Genomic DNA, 16,457 nt, shown 5'->3' with positions numbered 1-16,457 from the left:
GGCAACAGAAACGACTGATCACGATCCACAGGACGGTAATGAAGGGCCATGAACCATTTTCTCAGACCCCTCAAACACGCCCAGGAACGACACGCCCTGGCGGTGGGCAGCCCCATAAAGCAACAGGCTCTACGCCCGTCGGGCTCGACCGAAACGGTAGAACTCGACGCCAGGGCGGTGGTCCTCCACAGAGGGCAACCTCGGGCTGGTGTGCACGGGGGCGGCTGGCTCCGGTGCGGAGGAGCGCCGCGTCGCAATGATCGGCGGGTGGACACTCGCGACTTCCTGCATCCAACAGCCCTCTCCCTGACGCGCCGCAGCCAGCCGGTGCCGTCCCACCACTCGGCAGCCCGGGTGTGGGGTCTGCCGATACTGGGCCGGTGGCCTGCGAACGTGCATCTCCTCCTCCCCGCCGGCGCCAAGCGAAGAACCCACGCCAGGGTCGTCTGGCCCTATGACAATTTCCGCGACGATGAGGTCGTCGAATCGGACGACTACCTGGTCACCAGCCGACTGCGCACGCTGGTCGATCTCGTACGCGCAACTCCGTTCGCCTCCGCCGTGACTACTCTCGACGCCGGACTTCGCGCGCCCTACCTCTTGCCGGACGGGGAGCGCAGCGAGACGATCGCCCAGGAAGAACTCCAGGAGGCCGTGGCACGGCTCGGCGGGATGCCGGCGCCGATTCTCCAGGTCGCCTACCCGATCCCCGGCGGCGGCGAGGACAGGGTCGAAGGTCCGGGAGGATCGACTCCGGGCCCCGAATCGGGCAATGGCGCGCCGGCTCCGGGCCGTTCTGGTGAGCCCGACGAGACTCCGAACTCTGCTCATCGCCGCCGGGCTGAGGCCGGAACGGTGACCAGCCGCGGCCACTCCGCCCTGTGCGGCCGAGACCGACCGGTGCGCAGGTCGGTTTCGACCGAAAAGGCAGATCTCGGCGGTTGGGGGACGCGAACCGTCGGCGCGGAGGGCGCCGGGCCGGAGCGGTGGCGAACGGCCGCTGCATCCGGTAGTCTTGGCAGGTTGTCTGCGCGCCGGAATCCCGGCCTCCGCCTTCGACACATGCACAACCCTCCTGTTGCAGAGATTCTGCAGCCGTTTAGTCCGAAGGAGGTGGGTTAGTCATGCATCAGTACGAGTTGATGGTTATCCTCGATCCCGAGATCGATGAGCGCACCGTAGCTCCCAGCCTTGACAAGTTCCTCAACGTTGTTCGCAACGATGGTGGAACGATTGACAAGGTTGACGTTTGGGGTCGCCGCCGTCTCGCATACGAGATCAACAAGAAGACCGAGGGCATCTATGCCGTCGTCGACTTCACCGCGAACGCTTCTGCGACGGCCGAGCTCGACCGCCAGTTGAAGCTGTCCGAGGCAGTCATGCGCACCAAGGTTCTCCGCGCAGAAGAAGGCATCGCCCAGGTTGCCGTCGCGAGCAAGCTTGCCGCCGAGAAGGCCGCCCGCAAGGCAGCCAACCCGAAGGTCATCGCAGCCAAGGCTGAAGCCGCCGCTGCCGCTCCCGCCGCCAAGGTCGCCGCATCCGTGAAGCCCGCATCGGCATCCGCCGCCGCGGCCGTCAAGGCTGCTCCCGCCAAGGTCGACGCTCCTGCCGCGACGGAAGCCGACGCTCCCGCCGCTGCCGTGCCCGCCGACAAGGCAAGCGACAAGTAGCCGATGGCCGGCGAGACCGTAATCACCGTAGTGGGCAACCTCACCAGCGACCCGGAGCTGCGTTACACGCAGAACGGACTGGCGGTTGCCAACTTCACCATCGCATCCACTCCGCGCAATTTCGATCGCGCATCGAGCGAGTGGAAAGATGGTGAGTCGTTGTTCCTGCGTGCGAGCGTCTGGCGTGAATTCGCCGAGCACGTTGCAGGGTCACTGACCAAGGGTTCCCGAGTCATCGCTACCGGGCGTCTCAAGCAGCGTTCGTATGAGACGAAGGAAGGCGAGAAGCGCACGAGCATGGAGCTCGAGATCGACGAAATTGGTCCCTCGCTGCGCTACGCCACCGCTTCGCTCACCCGCGCGCAGTCATCGTCCTCTCCTCGTGGCGGCGGCGCACCTGCCGTCTCCGGGAACGACGAGCCCTGGGCAGCCACCGCCCCCGCCGCGAACACCGGCGGAGACGTGTGGAACACTCCGGGCAACTTCAGCGACGAGACACCCTTCTAAGCCAGGCCCCCGGGCAGCTGGCTGAAAAACTCTTCTTAAGAAAGTAAGGAAATCATGGCTGGAAAGTCGAGCGGCGACCGCCGCAAGCCGCTCCGCGGAGCTAAGGGTGGCAAGAATGCCGCTCCCGCGAAGTCGATCCGGGTTGGTGTCATCGATTACAAGGATGTCCCCACCCTTCGCAAGTTCATCTCCGAGCGTGGAAAGATCCGCGCCCGCCGCATCACCGGTGTCTCCGTCCAGGAGCAGCGTCTGATCGCCCGTGCCGTCAAGAACGCCCGTGAAATGGCGTTGTTGCCTTACGCCGGCTCAGGCAGGTAGGGAACCCACATGTCAAAAATCATTCTGACGCACGAGGTCTCCGGCCTCGGAGCACCCGGTGACATCGTCGAGGTCAAGAACGGGTACGCCCGTAACTACCTCTACCCGCAGGGGTTCGCCGTGTCCTGGACCCGCGGTGGCGAGAAGCAGATCGAACAGATCAAGGCAGCTCGCGTAGCCCGTGAGCACGCCACCCTCGAAGAGGCGCAGGCACTCAAGGCCGCACTCGAGAACGCCAAGGTCAAGCTGGTCGTCAAGGCCGGCGAAGGCGGACGCCTCTTCGGGTCCGTCAAGCAGTCCGATGTTGCCGAGGCAGTTGCGGCTGCCGGACTCGGTGCCATCGACAAGCGCAAGATCGAGCTCAGCCCGGTCAAGATGACCGGTGAGCACAAGGCAACGGTTCGTCTTCGTGACGAGCTCAGCGCGACCATCACCCTGCTGGTGATAGCCGCAAAGTAAGCCTGCCGAACGGAAGTAGCGGTGGGGTCCGAGAGGACCTCACCGCTACTCCTTTTTAACGCCGGCGTATCCCCCTACTTCGGGGGCATTTCAGATGCTGAAAGCCAGCTTTTGTACACAGGGCACGTCTCACAATCCCAAGGTTCAATGCGTAGTTGAGACAAGTTTTTACACACAGCTGTGAATAGATTTAACAGCTGGTCAGACCTAATATTTTGGCACGCACTCTTAAGTTGTCCACAGCTGAATGCACAGCTTGTGCACAACACACACGGCGTTTCGCCCAGATTATCCACAGTGTTATCCACAGGGGGGTTTGGTCCCTGTGAAGACGCGTCCGTATCGTGGGCACGCGGCCGATTCGTGGTGTGCACGGGGTGCGGACAGGTGTTGTCGGTGGGCCCTGATAGACCAGCACCAGGAATAGAAGGAGGCACCGGTGTCGATCGCTCACTTGGGTCTGGCAGACAAGCGCGGAGCAGATGCGCGCGGCGGAGCCGAGACCCGGCACACGGAACGCACCCTCCCCCACGACCTTCTCGCAGAGCAGAGCGCCCTCGGCGGAATGATGCTGAGCAAGGATGCCGTCGCCGACGTCGTCGAGACCGTCCGGGCCGCGGACTTCTACATCCCCAAGCACGAAATCATCTTCGACGCGATCCTCTCGCTCTACGCGCAGGGTGAGCCGACCGACGTCATCGCGGTCACCGACGAACTCACCAAGCTCGGCGAACTGTCCAGGGCCGGCGGCGCCGACTACCTGCACACCCTCACCAGCCTGGTTCCGACCGCGGCCAACGCGGGCTTCTATTCCTCGATCGTCGCCGAGCGGGCGCTGCTGCGCCGCCTGGTCGAGGCCGGCACCCGCATCGCCCAGATGGGCTACTCCGGCGAGGGCGAGGTGCTCGACCTGGTGAACACGGCCCAGGCCGAGATCTACGCCGTCACCGGCGGCACCGAAACCGAAGACTACGTGCCGTTGACGGATGCCGTCACGGCCGCCATCGACGAGATCGAGGCCGCCAAGCTCAAAGACGGTCAGATGACCGGAGTGCCGACCGGTTTCGCGGACATGGACGAGCTCACCAACGGCTTCCACCCGGGCCAGCTGATCATCGTGGCGGCCCGCCCGGCCCTCGGCAAGTCCACCCTGGCCCTCGACTTCGCCCGGGCCGCGTCGATCAAACACGACATGCCCAGCATCTTCTTCTCCCTGGAAATGGGCCGCAGCGAGATCGCGATGCGCCTGCTCGCCGCCGAGGCATCCGTGCCGCTGCAGAGCATGCGCAAGGGATCCGTCGACGCCCGGGACTGGACCACGATCGCAGCAACCCGCGGCCGGATCAATGATGCCCCGCTCTACATCGACGACAGCCCCAACATGACCCTGGTCGAGATCCGGGCCAAGTGCCGCCGGCTCAAGCAGCGCGTCGGCCTGAAGATGGTCATCATCGACTACCTGCAGCTGATGACGTCAGGCAAGAAGGTCGAGTCCCGCCAGCAGGAAGTCAGTGAGTTCTCGCGGGCGCTCAAGCTGATGGCCAAGGAACTGCAGGTTCCCGTGATCGCGTTGTCCCAGCTGAACCGTGGCCCCGAACAGCGCGCAGACAAGATGCCCGCCATCTCCGACCTCCGAGAGTCCGGCTCGCTCGAGCAGGATGCCGACATGGTCATCCTTCTGCACCGCGAGAGCGCCTACGAGAAAGACAACCCACGTGCCGGGGAGGCCGACCTCATCGTCGCCAAACACCGCAACGGGCCCACCCGCACGGTCACGGTCGCGTTCCACGGCCACTACTCGCGCTTCGCCGATATGGTACCGGGAGCCTAGCCACCCAGGCACCGGGCCATCCGGGGGGTTCCGGGTTTACCGGACGCCCAGCCATCCCCGTCATTCCATTCCCGCAGCGGTACGCGGTGGCGAAGGGCGTGCGCGATCATATTCGCCGAACGGCAAACGATCACCGCTACGCTACGAACGGGGCGTAAGTGCCGCGCAAGCGTTCGGAACGGTCCGTGCTCGCTCGTGGCTGGGCGCCATGGAGGAGACGCGCGTGAAGGTTGGCATCGGTCGAGAGCGACATGAGGGCGAACGCCGCGTTGCGGCAACACCGGAGACGGTACTCCAGATGACGGCGCTCGGCGTCGAGGTTCTGATCGAATCCGGCGCAGGCGTCGAGGCGGGGCATCCCGACTCCGCCTACACGGAGGCCGGGGCATCCGTCGTCACCGAGCTGCCGCTCGCCGAGGTCGACGTGTACTGCCACGTGCGACCGCTCAGCCCGGAGCGCGCGGCGCAACTCCACCCCGACCAGATCACGATCGGCCTGGCCGCGCCGGCCGCGGAGCTGCCCACCGTGGCCGCCCTCGCGCAGGCCGGGGTCACCGCCTTCGCCCTCGAACTGGTGCCGCGCATCTCCCGGGCCCAGTCCATGGATGCCCTCACCTCCCAGGCCCTCGTCGCCGGCTACCGCGTCGTGCTCGAGGCCGCCATCCGTTTCCCCCGGTTCTTCCCGCTCTACATGACCGCGGCCGGAACGATCCCGCCCGCCCGCGTGCTCGTGCTCGGGGCCGGAGTGGCCGGCCTGCAGGCCATCGCCACCGCCAAGCGCCTGGGCGCCCGCGTTTCCGCGTACGACGTGCGACCGGCGTCGGCCGACGAGGTCACCTCGATGGGCGGAACCTTCATCGCGCTCGACCTGGACGCCATCGAGGGCGTCGGCGGATACGCCCGCGAGCTCAGCGAGGACCGTGCCGTGCGCCAGCGCGACCTGCTCGCTCCCCACGTGGCCGCCGCCGATGTGCTGATCACCACGGCCGCGATCCCGGGCCGCCCGGCACCCCTGCTGGTGACCCGCGAGATGGTCGCCGGCATGCGGATGGGCTCGGTCGTCATCGACCTGGCCGCCGAATCCGGCGGCAACGTCGAGGGCGTCGTCGCCGGGCAGGACGTCTTCGTGCGCACCAGCGCCGACGACGGCGTGGTCACCCTGGTCGGCATGAAGGACCCGGCGTCGACCATGCCTGCCGACGCCTCCCGGCTCTACGCCAAGAACGTGGCCAACCTCCTCGCCCTGATGACGCACGACGGGCAGGTCTCCCCCGACTTCACCGACGAGGTCATCGCCGGCGCATGCCTCACCCACGCCGGCGAGGTGCGACACGCGCCGACCGCGGCGGCACTGACCGCCGCAGCACCGAACGGAGAACACTGATGGATCCCGTCACCCTGCTGACCGTCGTCGTCCTGGCGGTCTTCGTCGGCTTCGAGGTCGTCTCCAAGGTCTCGAGCACCCTGCACACGCCCCTGATGAGCGGTGCGAACGCCATCCACGGCATCATCCTGATCGGCGCCATCACGGTCGCCGGGCAAAGCCTGAACCCGTGGCTGCTCACGATCGCCCTGATCGCCGTCGTGCTCGCGACCGCCAACCTGGTCGGCGGCTTCGTCGTCACCGACCGGATGCTCAAGATGTTCGCCCCCCGCAAACCGGCCGGCGCTGACGCGAAGGACGCAAAGAAATGAGCCTGCTCTCCCCCGAGTGGACCGGCCTGCTCTACCTGGTCGCCGCGGTCTGTTTCATCCTCGCCCTGCGTGGGCTCTCGTCGCCGAAGACCGCCCGCCGCGGCAACCTGATCGGCGCCGCCGGCGCGCTCCTCGCCGTCATCACGGTGTTCCTCTCCGCCCGGATCGAGAACATCCCCGCCATCCTGATCGCCATCGCGGTCGGCTCGGCAATCGCCGCCCCCATCTCCCGCCGGGTCGAGATGACGCAGATGCCCCAGCTCGTCGCGCTGTTCAACGGCGTCGGCGGCGGAGCCGCCGCCCTCGTCGCGATGCTCGAGCTGGGCAACACCGACGGGCCGTGGGCCAAGGTTGCCGTCGTCTTCACGATGCTCGTCGGCGCCGTCTCGTTCTCCGGGTCGGCCGTCACCGTCGGCAAGCTGCAGGGCCTGATCAGCTCCCGCCCGCTCGTCTTCCCGGGGCTCGCGCTCGTGATGGGCGGAATCGTGCTCGTGGCCCTCGTCGCCGGCGGTTTCGTCGTCGCGACCGGCGCCGCGCTCTGGGCGGTCATCCTGCTCGGGATCGGCCTCATCGTCGGGGCACTGCTGGTACTGCCGGTCGGCGGCGCCGACGTGCCGATCGTCATCTCGCTGCTCAACGCGTTCACCGGCCTCGCGGTCGCCGCCTCCGGAATCGTGCTCGGCAACCTGCTGCTCGTCGTGGCCGGCACCCTCGTCGGGGCCAGCGGTACCATCCTCACCCGGGCCATGGCCTCGGCGATGGGCCGCGGGGTCAGCGGCATCCTCTTCGGCGCGTTCAAGGGCGGCTCGACGGCGGGGTCGACCACTCAGAGCGACCGCCCGGTGCGCACGTCCAACCCCGAGGACGTGGCGGTGCTGCTCAACTACGCCCAGCGGGTCGTGATCGTGCCCGGCTACGGCCTTGCCGTCGCGCAGGGGCAGCACACGATCGCCGAACTGGCCACCACCCTCGAGGCGCGCGGCGTGGAGGTCGTCTTCGCCATCCACCCGGTGGCCGGGCGGATGCCGGGCCATATGAACGTGCTGCTCGCCGAGGCGAACGTGCCCTACGAGTCACTCCGGGAGATGGCCGAGGTCAACCCCGAGTTCAAGAACACGGACGTCGCCCTCGTCGTCGGGGCCAACGACGTCGTCAACCCTGCAGCGAAGACGTCTCCCGGCTCACCGATCTACGGCATGCCGATCCTCGACGTCGGCGACGCCCGCCAGGTCGTCTTCCTCAAGCGGTCGATGCGCCCGGGCTTCGCCGGGATCGAGAACGAGCTCCTCTACGACCCGAAGACCAGCCTGCTCTTCGGCGACGCCAAGGACTCCCTGACCAAGATGCTCGGCGCCGTCAACGCCCTGTGAACGTGGGGTCGGTCCAGCCGAGCGCAGCCTGACCTGAGGCGTGCCGCGTAGACTGAACCAGTCCTAACCCGTTACGAAAGAGGTTGCCGCGTGGCGAACGTCCAGGCAGTCAGCGCCGTCGGCACCCGGTACTGGACGGTCCCGATCGTGCGCGCGGCACTGGCCCTCGTGCCGGCCGCAGCGATCACGTTCAACGCGAACCACTCGGCCGAGTTCGGCCTCTTCGCGTTCGGCGCCTTCGCCCTGCTCAGTGGCCTGGCGGTGGGCGTGCTCAGCCGCCGCACCCTGGCCGACCCGCGGGACCGTTCCCTGTTCCTTGTCCAGGGTTCCGTGGGCGTCACCGCCGGCACGATCGCCCTGGTCTTCCACGGCGGCGGGCTCGGTTTCTTCCTCTACCTCGTCACCGTCTGGGCGGCCGTGACCGGCTTCGCCGAGCTGTACAGCGGCATCCGTGCCCGCCGCCGCGACCCGGGTGAGCGCGACTGGATGCTGGTCGGCGCACTGACCGCGGTGCTCGCCCTCGTCTTCCTGCTCCTGCCGCCGAACGCCGTCGTCTCCGTCGGCCTGTTCGGTGCCTACCTCGTGCTGCTCGGCGTCTACCTCGTCATCGCCGGGCTCTCGCTCAAATGGGCGACGCCCGCCGCGCGCGTCGACCCGGCACCACCCAACGATTCGGACACCCTGTGACCCAGAACACCCCCCGCAAGCCCAGCCGCTCCGAACTCCTGAAGCCGCTCGAACTCGTCGGCCTGTCCGGCGTGATGGCGCTCTTCCTCGGGCTGGTGATCCTGATGAGCACGCGCGAACCCGTCCTGGCCGTGATCGGCTTCGGCGTGACCTTCATCGTCGTGCTCGTCGTGATCGCGATGCTCGTGCTCGGCATGAAGCCGAATGATGCCGAGAAGACCGATCTGGACGAGCAGAACAAGGGCCTCTGACCCTCTCCGCGGGCGGTGCGGCCGCGCGGGCGGCACCCCACCCGCGCGGCGCGTGATCGCTAGGGCAGGTAGTCGACCAGGGAGTCCGCGAGCCCGACGTACGCGGCAGGGGTGAGCGCGAGCAGCCGGGCCTTGGCCTCATCGCCGATCTCGAGCCCGGTGACGAAGGCCACCAGGTCGGCCTGGTTGATGCGCTTCCCGCGGGTGAGCTCCTTGAGCAGCGCGTACGGGTCCGCGATCGTGGACCGGCCCGCCGAGACCTCGGCCCGGATCACGGTCTGGATCGCCTCGCCGAGGATCTCCCAGTTCGAGTCCAGGTCGCTCGCCAGCAGGGTGCGATCGATGTCGATCTCCCCGAGGCCGCGCACGATGTTGTCCAGGGCCAGCAGGGAATGGCCGAAGCCCACGCCGATGTTGCGCTGCGTGGTCGAGTCGGTCAGGTCCCGCTGCAGCCGTGAGGTGACGAGGGTGGCGGCGAGCGAATCGAGGATCGCGCTGGAGAGCTCGAGGTTGGCCTCCGCGTTCTCGAACCGGATCGGGTTGATCTTGTGCGGCATGGTCGACGACCCCGTGGCGCCGGCCTGCGGGATCTGACGGAAGTAACCGAGGGAGATGTAGGTCCAGACATCCGTGGCCAGGTTGTGCAGCACCCGGTTGGCGTGGGAGACCTTCGAATAGAGCTCGGCCTGCCAATCGTGGGATTCAATCTGGGTGGTGAGCGGGTTCCAGGTCAGGCCGAGTCCTTCGACGAACTCGCGGGACACGGTCGGCCAGTCCACGGCAGGGTCCGCGGCGACATGCGCGGCGAACGTTCCGGTCGCGCCGCTGAACTTGCCGAGATACTCGTTGGCGGCGATCTGCTTGTCCAGGCGCTCGAGCCGGTAGACGAACACCGCGAGCTCCTTTCCGACGGTGGTGGGCGTGGCGGGCTGGCCGTGGGTGCGGGCGAGCATGGCGTCGGCCCGGTACTCGAGGGCGCGCAGGCGGAGGGCGTCGATGGTGGCCCGGAACTTCGGCAGCCAGACCTCGCGGACGGCCTCGCTCACCGTCAGGGCGTAGGAGAGGTTGTTGATGTCCTCGCTGGTGGCCGCGAAATGGGTGAGTTCGCTGATGTGGTCGAGGCCGAGCGCGGTGAGACGGCGGCGGACCAGGTACTCCACGGCCTTCACGTCGTGGCGGGTGGTGGCCTCGAGCACGGCGAGTTCGTCGATCTCGGCCTGGCCGAACCCGGTGACCAGGGCGCGCAGCGCCGACTTCTGATCAGCGGTGAGCGGGGCGGACCCGAACAGGCTGCGGTCGGTGAGGGTGATCAGCCATTCCACTTCGACCTGCACGCGAGCGCGATTGAGGCCGGCCTCGGACAGGTACTCTCCCAGTTCGGTGACGGCGGCCAGGTAGCGGCCATCGAGTGGGCTGAGGACCTGGGGCGGTAGTGGACTCATCGGACTCCCTGTCTGATTGCGGGCGCGAGTTGCGCGAAAAGCGCGTGGTTTGCCCTCTCAATCATGCCTAAAACGGAGTCAAACAGCGCATCGTCGGAATAGTAGGGGTCCGGCACGTCGAGGAGGGGCGCCTGTTCCGGGTCGAAACTGAGCAGCAGGCGCACCTTGCTGCGGTCTCGATCGGTCGTCGCCCAGTTGTGCAGGATGCGTTCCTGCGCCCGGTCGAGCACGACAACGAGGTCGAGGTCGGCGTACCAGTCCGGGTCGAACTGGCGGGCGCGATGGTGGCTTCCGTCGTAGCCCCGGCGGGCGAGTGCGGCGATCGTGCGGGCATCGGCCTGCTCGCCCACGTGCCAGTCCCCCGTGCCGGCGGAGCTCGTGGCGATCAGCCGGCCGAGGCCGGAGCGGGTGACCAGGTCACGCAGGGTCACCTCGGCCATCGGCGAGCGGCAACTGTTCCCGGTGCAGACGAAGATTATCCGGAAGGGCGTCGACTCGTCGGGAGAGAGCGCCGCAAAATTCATGCCTCCATTGTGGTCCCCATTCCTCTCCTCCACACACCCCCGTCGGGCGTACAGCGGGTGAATTCCGTGCTCGGACGGCCGGCGCCTTGCCCGGTGTGCTTCGCTGGGCAGCCAACCAGGGAGGCGCCGCCGTGATCCAGACCGGCCCGATCGTGCTCGTCGACCCCGCCCGGCGCGAGAGACGGCTGGCCGAACTGCGTCACAGACGGATGCTGCTGGGCGGGCTCCGGGACGACGTCGACCTCGCCTGGCGGGCGCTCGCCCCCGCCGACCTCGACGGTTCCTGGCGGTCGGCTGCCCAACGCGGCTACTCCGAGCGCCGCCGGGAACTCGCGGACGGGCTCCGCCGGGCCTGCCGGGACCTCGACGACGCGCAGACGGCTGTCGAGGCGGCGATCGCCGCGGCCACGGCATCCGCGTGACGGGGGTCGAGGCGGCCGGGCGCTCGGTCCCCGGCGGTGAGGGTGGGGGCTCCTCCACCGACCTGATCGTCTCCGGCGGCGGCAGCCTGGTCGCCACCGACGTGCTGCTGGCCGAGGCGGTGACGCTGCGCGCGCTGCAGGCGGCGGCGGGCGGCTGGCTTGAACGGCTGGAACGCATCCGGTTGCTCGACTCGGAGCCGGTCCCGGCCCCGCAGTGGTCCGGTTCCGACGTCGGGATGAGCGTGTTCGCGGCCGAACGAGCCATCCACGAGGTCGGCCGGAGGAGCGGTGCCCTGGCCGACGCCCTGGTCTGCGCGGCAGAGGGCTACGGCCGGGCCGAGCGATCGGCGGAGTTCCTCGGCGGGCTGGGCGGGGTGTGGCTCGGCTATCTGGTCGGACGGGTGGGACCGTTCCTCGCGCTGGCCGCGGTGCCGGCCCTCACCGCCGGAGCGGTCGGCTGGTTCCTCGGCAGCCTGCTGACCGGCAGCCGCCCCGGGGCCGCGCCGGAGGCGGCGGCACGGTGGTTGGCCGACAACCCGCGGGCGCTGACCAACCCGATCCTGCCCGCCGCGCTGCGCGTGCTCGTGTCGTCGGTCGACGACGCGGCGGCGGGGGTGAGCGCGCTCCCGTTCCCCGTGTCGTTCGCGCTCGGCGACCAGGGCGCCGGGCTGCTCGGCGTGACGACGTCCGCGGCGGGGGTGCTGGCTCTCGCCCGCCCGCTCGGCCTGCTCAGGGAGACCGGCGTCACGGTCGGCCGGGTCGGCCGGCCCGCGCCGGCCCGCCCGCCGACCGGGTTCGCTGAACTGGCCGCCCGCATCCCGGCGGCCACCGCCGGCGGGGCGCAGGTGCGGGTCGAGCGCTACGGTCCGGCCGGCTCAGCGGCCTGGGTCGTCTACCTCGGCGGCACGGCCGAGTGGAGTCCGGGGGTCACCGCGGAGCCGTGGGACCTCAGCTCGAACGTCGCCGCCGTGGCCGAGGAGGGTGCCGGGTCCTACCGGGCAGTCATGGCGGCCATGCGCGAGGCCGGGGTGCGACCGGCCGACCCGGTGGTGCAGGTCGGGCACTCCCAGGGCGGGCTGGTCGCCAGCCAGGTGGCGGCATCCGGGGAGTTCAACACCGTCCTGATCGCGACCTTCGGCGCCCCGAACGGCCAGGTCGAGGTTCCGGCCGGCCTGGCCGCCGTGGCGGTCGAGCACGCCGACGACATCGTCCCCGCTCTCGGCGGGATCGGGGCACGGGCGGAGGACCGCCTGATCGTGCGCCGGGAGGTGTTCGCCACCGAGCCGGTACCCGTCGACCGGGGCCTGCCGGCCCACGCCCTCACCGCGTACCGGGAGACGGCGCGGCTGATGGATGCTTCGCCGGAGCCACGGCTGCGGGAGTTCCGTTCGGCACTGGGAACGGTGCTCGGCGGCGAGCCGGGGACCGTGTCCCGGTGGCGGGGGGTGCGGGCGCCCGGGGACTGACCCGGTCCGGCCGCCGGCGCCCGACCGGGGCGGTCTGCCGGGGCCGGTCTACCGGCGGGGCGTGGCCGGCCGGGCGAGCAGGCCGAGCAGCCAGCTGACGACGCCGAGCACGAGGGCGCCCAGCACACCCCAGCCGAAGCTGTCGACGACGAGTCCGAAGCCGAGAAGGCCGGAGATCCAGGCGACCAGCAGCAGGAGCAGACCGTTGACGACGAGCGCCAGCAGACCCAGGGTGAGGATGTAGAGCGGGAACGCGACCACGCGCACGAACCCGCCGACCACCCCATTCACGATGCCGAAGATGAGGGCGATCAGCAGGTAGCTGATCAGCACGGCGGCCGTGTCCGGCGCGTACGGGACCACGTGCACCCCGACCACGAGCAGGGTCGTGATCCACAGGGCGACGGCGTTGAGGATCAGCTTGATCAGGAATCTGGCCATGCCCCCACTATGGCACCGGATGCCGGGGGCCGCACCGCATTTCACTGTCTGCATATGGCCCGGCGTAGAATCGGCGAGTGAGCCCATCAGACCAGCCATCGGTCCGCCTGCGCCCCGAGATTGTCGCCCTTCCGGCCTATAAGCAGGGACGGGCCGCCGCGGCCACGGCGTTCAAACTCTCGAGCAACGAGAACCCCTTCGACCCGCTGCCCGGCGTCATCGACGCCGTCAGCGCCGAGACCGCCTACAACCGGTACCCGGATGCCTCGGCCCTCGCCCTACGTGAGCGTCTCGCCGCGAAGTACGAGGTCGGTGTCGACGAGGTCCACGTCGGCGCCGGATCGGTTGCCCTGCTGGCGCAGTTCATCCTCGCGGCGGCCGGGCCCGGCGACGAGGTGCTGTACTCCTGGCGGTCCTTCGAGGCCTACCCCAGCCTCGTCACCGTCGCCGGCGCGACCAGTGTGCGCGTGCCGAACCGGGACGACCACGGGCACGACCTGCCGGAGATGGCCGCCCGGATCACCGAGCGCACCCGCGTCGTCATCGTCTGCAGCCCGAACAACCCCACCGGCACCATCGTCACCTCGGACGAGTTCGAGGCGTTCATGGCCGTTGTGCCGAACAACCTCCTGGTCCTGCTCGACGAGGCCTATGCCGAATTCGTCACCGACCCCGAGGCGGTCATCGGCCTGCCGCTGTTGAAGCGCTACCCGAACCTCGTCCTGCTGCGCACCTTCTCGAAGGCGTACGGCCTGGCCGGCCTGCGGGTCGGCTACGCGCTGGGTCCGGTGCCGATCCTCGACGCCGCCCGCGCCACCGCGATCCCCCTGTCGGTCACCGGAGTCGCCGCCGCCGCCGCCATCGCCTCCCTCGCGGCATCCGACCAGCTGTTGCGGCGGGTGCGCACCATCACGGAACGCCGGGACGCGGCCTGGCGGGCGCTCACCGAGCAGGGCTGGAACATCCCCGCACCCCAGGGCAACTTCGTCTGGCTGCCCGCCGGCGAGGAAACCACCGACATCGCCGACGTCCTGTCCGCCGTCGGACTGGTCGTGCGTCCGTTCCCGCCGGAAGGCATCCGGATCTCGATCGGCGAGGAAGAATCTGTGGAAAAGCTCGTATGCATGTGCGCAGACATTGTCGATGATCTACCAACGGGGCATCCGGCCCGGCGGATAGGTTAGGACGGTGTCAGCGACCCCGAACGCCTCGCCAACGGTGCAATTGCTCTCCCCCGCCGGTGTCTTCGCGCCCAGCGAGGCCGCGGCAGAGTTCCTGCCCTACCTCGACCGGCTCACCGAGGCCGACCACCGCCGGTTCTACCGGGACATGGTCGTCATCCGCCGGTTCGACAAGGAGGCGGCCAACCTGCAGCGCCAGGGGCAGCTCGCCCTCTGGGTGCCCAGCCACGGCCAGGAGGCCGCCCAGGTCGGATCCGCCTACGCCACCCGCCCGCAGGACCACATCTTCCCGTCCTACCGGGAGCACGTCGTCGGCATGATCCGCGGCCTCGACCTGGTCGACATCCTCCGGATGCTGCGCGGGGTCACCCTCGGCGGCTGGACTCCCGAGGACCACGGCAACTTCCACCTGTACACGCTCGTGCTCGCCTCGCAGACCCTGCACGCCACGGGCTACGCAATGGGAATGCAGTTGGACGGCTCGACGGCGACCGGCAACCCGGAGACCGACCAGGCCGTCATCGTCTACTACGGCGACGGTGCATCCTCCCAGGGCGACGCCAACGAGGCCCTCGTCTTCGCGGCCAGCTACCAGACCCCGCAGGTGTTCTTCCTGCAGAACAACCACTGGGCCATCTCCGTGCCGGTGACACGCCAGTCGCGCACCCCGCTGTACCTGCGGGCCGGCGGATTCGGCATCCCGGGAACCCAGGTCGACGGCAACGACGTGCTCGCCAGCTACGCGGTGACCGCCAAGCACCTCGACGACGCGCGTGCCGGCAAGGGTCCGGCCCTGATCGAGGCCCTCACCTACCGGGTGGGCGCACACACCACGGCCGACGACCCCACCAAGTACCGCGACCCCGACGAACTCGCCTACTGGGTGGCCAGGGACCCGATCGTGCGGTTCCGCGCCTACCTGCAGGGACTCGGCGTCGAACAGGAATTCCTCGACGCCGTCGACGAGGAGGCGGAGGACAACGCCGCCGACGTGCGCCGGCGCGCCCTGGAGATCCACTCGCCGGAGAAGAACGTGATCTTCGACAACGTGTACGCCGAACCCCACCCGCGGGTGCAGGAGCAAGAGGCCTGGCTGGGGCGCTATGAAGCATCCTTCGAAGGAGGCGACGCATGAGCGACACGATCGTTTCGGCCTCCGCGCACGCCGCACCGGCGTCGGGAACCGCAGTGACCCCGGTCGGCCCGGAGACGGCCAGCCTGCCGATGACCAAGGCCCTGAACGCCGGGCTGCGCAAGGCGATGCAGGACAACCCGAAGGTGCTTCTGATGGGCGAGGACATCGGCCCGCTCGGCGGCGTCTTCCGGGTGACGGAGGGCCTGTACGCCGAATTCGGCGACAAGCGCGTGCTGGACACCCCGCTGGCGGAGTCCGGCATCATCGGCACCGCGATCGGCCTCGCGCTGCGCGGATTCCGCCCGGTCTGCGAGATCCAGTTCGACGGTTTCGTGTTCCCCGGCTTCGACCAGATCACCAGCCAGCTCTCCCGCATGCGCAACCGGCACGAGGGACAGGTGATCATGCCCGTCGTGATCCGCATCCCCTACGGCGGCCACATCGGCTCGATCGAACACCACCAGGAGAGCCCGGAGGCCTACTTCGCGCACACGCCGGGCCTGCGGGTGGTCAGCCCGTCCAACCCGCATGACGCCTACTGGATGATGCAGGAGGCCATCGCCTCCGACGACCCGATCATCTTCTTCGAGCCCAAGAGCCGCTACTGGCCCAAGGGCGAGGTGAACCTGGGAACCAGCGGCACCCCTCTCCACGCCAGCCGGGTTGTGCGCACCGGCACGGATGTCACCGTGCTCGGCCACGGCGCCATGGTCAGTGTGCTGCTCCAGGCCGCCGAGCTCGCCGCCGCGGAGGGCATCAGCATCGAGGTCATCGACCTTCGCTCGATCTCCCCCGTCGACTACGGGCCGATCCTCGCCTCGGTGGAGAAGACGGGCCACCTCGTCGTCGCCCAGGAGGCGCACGGCTTCGTCAGCGTCGGGTCGGAGATCGCCGCCACCGTGATGGAGAAGGCGTTCTACCTGCTCGAGGCCCCCGTGCTGCGCGTCTCCGGCTTCGACACCCCGTTCCCGCCCGCCGCCGTGGAGACGCACTTCCTCCCAAGCCCGGACCGGGTGCTCGAGGCCGTCGACCGCGCCCTCGCCTACTGAATATGCCCT

Annotated in this window: 18 protein-coding genes and 1 pseudogene; 16 read left to right on the top strand and 3 right to left on the bottom strand. The window is 68.9% G+C overall.

From position 1 onward, the window contains the following. Window positions 1-393: 393 nt before the first annotated feature. From E3O32_RS11215 to E3O32_RS11165, 11 genes and pseudogenes are all read left to right on the top strand, one after another. Window positions 394-1,122 (top strand): hypothetical protein, encoded by a 729-nt coding sequence (locus tag E3O32_RS11215; RefSeq protein ID WP_134509536.1) that lies wholly within the window; start codon window positions 394-396, stop codon window positions 1,120-1,122. Window positions 1,123-1,124: 2 nt separating this feature from the next. Beyond that, window positions 1,125-1,493: pseudogene (gene rpsF, locus E3O32_RS17820) on the top strand (30S ribosomal protein S6); the annotation flags it as partial. A gap of 180 nt (window positions 1,494-1,673) precedes the next feature. Next, window positions 1,674-2,177 carry a single-stranded DNA-binding protein gene (locus E3O32_RS11205; protein WP_134509532.1) on the top strand — a complete coding sequence of 168 codons (504 nt, stop codon included), beginning with the start codon at window positions 1,674-1,676 and terminating at the stop codon, window positions 2,175-2,177. A gap of 54 nt (window positions 2,178-2,231) precedes the next feature. Then, window positions 2,232-2,495 carry a 30S ribosomal protein S18 gene (gene rpsR, locus E3O32_RS11200; RefSeq protein ID WP_035835236.1) on the top strand — a complete coding sequence of 88 codons (264 nt, stop codon included), beginning with the start codon at window positions 2,232-2,234 and terminating at the stop codon, window positions 2,493-2,495. Between the two features lie 9 nt (window positions 2,496-2,504). Then, a complete protein-coding gene (rplI, locus tag E3O32_RS11195; protein WP_134509530.1) occupies window positions 2,505-2,954 on the top strand; it encodes a 50S ribosomal protein L9 in 450 nt (149 codons plus the stop codon). 439 nt (window positions 2,955-3,393) lie between these two features. Next, window positions 3,394-4,785, top strand: coding sequence for a replicative DNA helicase (dnaB, locus tag E3O32_RS11190; protein WP_134509528.1), 1,392 nt, complete (start codon window positions 3,394-3,396; stop codon window positions 4,783-4,785). A gap of 223 nt (window positions 4,786-5,008) precedes the next feature. Next, window positions 5,009-6,169: a Re/Si-specific NAD(P)(+) transhydrogenase subunit alpha gene (locus E3O32_RS11185; RefSeq protein ID WP_134509526.1), complete on the top strand. Its 1,161-nt coding sequence runs from the start codon at window positions 5,009-5,011 to the stop codon at window positions 6,167-6,169. Next, entirely contained in the window at window positions 6,169-6,480 is a 312-nt protein-coding gene (locus E3O32_RS11180) for an NAD(P) transhydrogenase subunit alpha part 2 (RefSeq protein WP_134509524.1), read from the top strand. Before E3O32_RS11185 ends, E3O32_RS11180 begins: the two co-directional genes overlap by 1 nt. Further along, entirely contained in the window at window positions 6,477-7,850 is a 1,374-nt protein-coding gene (locus E3O32_RS11175; RefSeq protein WP_134509522.1) for an NAD(P)(+) transhydrogenase (Re/Si-specific) subunit beta, read from the top strand. The genes E3O32_RS11180 and E3O32_RS11175 overlap by 4 nt, the downstream gene beginning before the upstream one ends. A gap of 90 nt (window positions 7,851-7,940) precedes the next feature. Then, window positions 7,941-8,537, top strand: coding sequence for a DUF308 domain-containing protein (locus tag E3O32_RS11170; RefSeq protein ID WP_134509520.1), 597 nt, complete (start codon window positions 7,941-7,943; stop codon window positions 8,535-8,537). Next, a complete protein-coding gene (locus tag E3O32_RS11165; RefSeq protein ID WP_134509518.1) occupies window positions 8,534-8,788 on the top strand; it encodes a hypothetical protein in 255 nt (84 codons plus the stop codon). The genes E3O32_RS11170 and E3O32_RS11165 overlap by 4 nt, the downstream gene beginning before the upstream one ends. A gap of 59 nt (window positions 8,789-8,847) precedes the next feature. Here the strand turns inward: E3O32_RS11165 and purB are convergent, their stop codons facing one another. Together purB and E3O32_RS11155 are read right to left on the bottom strand one after the other, a co-directional pair. Further along, entirely contained in the window at window positions 8,848-10,230 is a 1,383-nt protein-coding gene (gene purB, locus E3O32_RS11160; protein ID WP_134509516.1) for an adenylosuccinate lyase, read from the bottom strand. After that, window positions 10,227-10,754 (bottom strand): low molecular weight protein-tyrosine-phosphatase, encoded by a 528-nt coding sequence (locus E3O32_RS11155; protein WP_134509514.1) that lies wholly within the window; start codon window positions 10,752-10,754, stop codon window positions 10,227-10,229. The genes purB and E3O32_RS11155 overlap by 4 nt, the downstream gene beginning before the upstream one ends. A 131-nt stretch (window positions 10,755-10,885) precedes the next feature. Between E3O32_RS11155 and E3O32_RS11150 the strand changes: the two genes are divergently transcribed. Continuing rightward, on the top strand, window positions 10,886-11,176 hold the full coding sequence (locus E3O32_RS11150) for a hypothetical protein (protein ID WP_134509512.1): 291 nt from the start codon (window positions 10,886-10,888) through the stop codon (window positions 11,174-11,176). Then, entirely contained in the window at window positions 11,173-12,642 is a 1,470-nt protein-coding gene (locus E3O32_RS11145) for a hypothetical protein (protein WP_134509510.1), read from the top strand. The genes E3O32_RS11150 and E3O32_RS11145 overlap by 4 nt, the downstream gene beginning before the upstream one ends. Window positions 12,643-12,690: 48 nt before the next feature. Here the strand turns inward: E3O32_RS11145 and E3O32_RS11140 are convergent, their stop codons facing one another. Next, complete coding sequence (locus E3O32_RS11140; protein ID WP_134509508.1) at window positions 12,691-13,083, bottom strand: phage holin family protein; 393 nt, start codon at window positions 13,081-13,083, stop codon at window positions 12,691-12,693. 77 nt (window positions 13,084-13,160) lie between these two features. On the opposite strand from E3O32_RS11140, the gene E3O32_RS11135 reads away from it, so the two are divergent. The 3 genes from E3O32_RS11135 to E3O32_RS11125 all read left to right on the top strand — a co-directional run bounded on the left by E3O32_RS11135 (window position 13,161) and on the right by E3O32_RS11125 (window position 16,448). After that, a complete protein-coding gene (locus E3O32_RS11135) occupies window positions 13,161-14,267 on the top strand; it encodes a histidinol-phosphate transaminase (protein ID WP_134509506.1) in 1,107 nt (368 codons plus the stop codon). A 4-nt stretch (window positions 14,268-14,271) separates the two neighbouring features. Then, on the top strand, window positions 14,272-15,399 hold the full coding sequence (locus E3O32_RS11130; protein ID WP_241974809.1) for a thiamine pyrophosphate-dependent dehydrogenase E1 component subunit alpha: 1,128 nt from the start codon (window positions 14,272-14,274) through the stop codon (window positions 15,397-15,399). Window positions 15,400-15,488: 89 nt separating this feature from the next. Continuing rightward, complete coding sequence (locus E3O32_RS11125; protein ID WP_241974811.1) at window positions 15,489-16,448, top strand: alpha-ketoacid dehydrogenase subunit beta; 960 nt, start codon at window positions 15,489-15,491, stop codon at window positions 16,446-16,448. Window positions 16,449-16,457: the final 9 nt, after the last annotated feature.

The sequence above is a fragment of the Cryobacterium mannosilyticum genome (genome assembly GCF_004402705.1).
Lineage (GTDB): Bacteria > Actinomycetota > Actinomycetes > Actinomycetales > Microbacteriaceae > Cryobacterium > Cryobacterium mannosilyticum.
This window is presented reverse-complemented; position numbering and strand designations above follow the sequence as displayed.

What these genes read in the sequence shown, in the direction of transcription:
- E3O32_RS11205 (WP_134509532.1), top strand. Translation starts at nt 1,674, where the DNA reads ATGGCCGGCGAGACCGTAATCACCGTAGTGGGCAACCTCACCAGCGAC.
- rpsR (WP_035835236.1), top strand. Translation starts at nt 2,232, where the DNA reads ATGGCTGGAAAGTCGAGCGGCGACCGCCGCAAGCCGCTCCGCGGAGCT.
- rplI (WP_134509530.1), top strand. Translation starts at nt 2,505, where the DNA reads ATGTCAAAAATCATTCTGACGCACGAGGTCTCCGGCCTCGGAGCACCC.
- E3O32_RS11180 (WP_134509524.1), top strand. Translation starts at nt 6,169, where the DNA reads ATGGATCCCGTCACCCTGCTGACCGTCGTCGTCCTGGCGGTCTTCGTC.
- E3O32_RS11175 (WP_134509522.1), top strand. Translation starts at nt 6,477, where the DNA reads ATGAGCCTGCTCTCCCCCGAGTGGACCGGCCTGCTCTACCTGGTCGCC.
- purB (WP_134509516.1), bottom strand. Translation starts at nt 10,230, where the DNA reads ATGAGTCCACTACCGCCCCAGGTCCTCAGCCCACTCGATGGCCGCTAC.
- E3O32_RS11155 (WP_134509514.1), bottom strand. Translation starts at nt 10,754, where the DNA reads ATGAATTTTGCGGCGCTCTCTCCCGACGAGTCGACGCCCTTCCGGATA.
- E3O32_RS11140 (WP_134509508.1), bottom strand. Translation starts at nt 13,083, where the DNA reads ATGGCCAGATTCCTGATCAAGCTGATCCTCAACGCCGTCGCCCTGTGG.
- E3O32_RS11125 (WP_241974811.1), top strand. Translation starts at nt 15,489, where the DNA reads ATGACCAAGGCCCTGAACGCCGGGCTGCGCAAGGCGATGCAGGACAAC.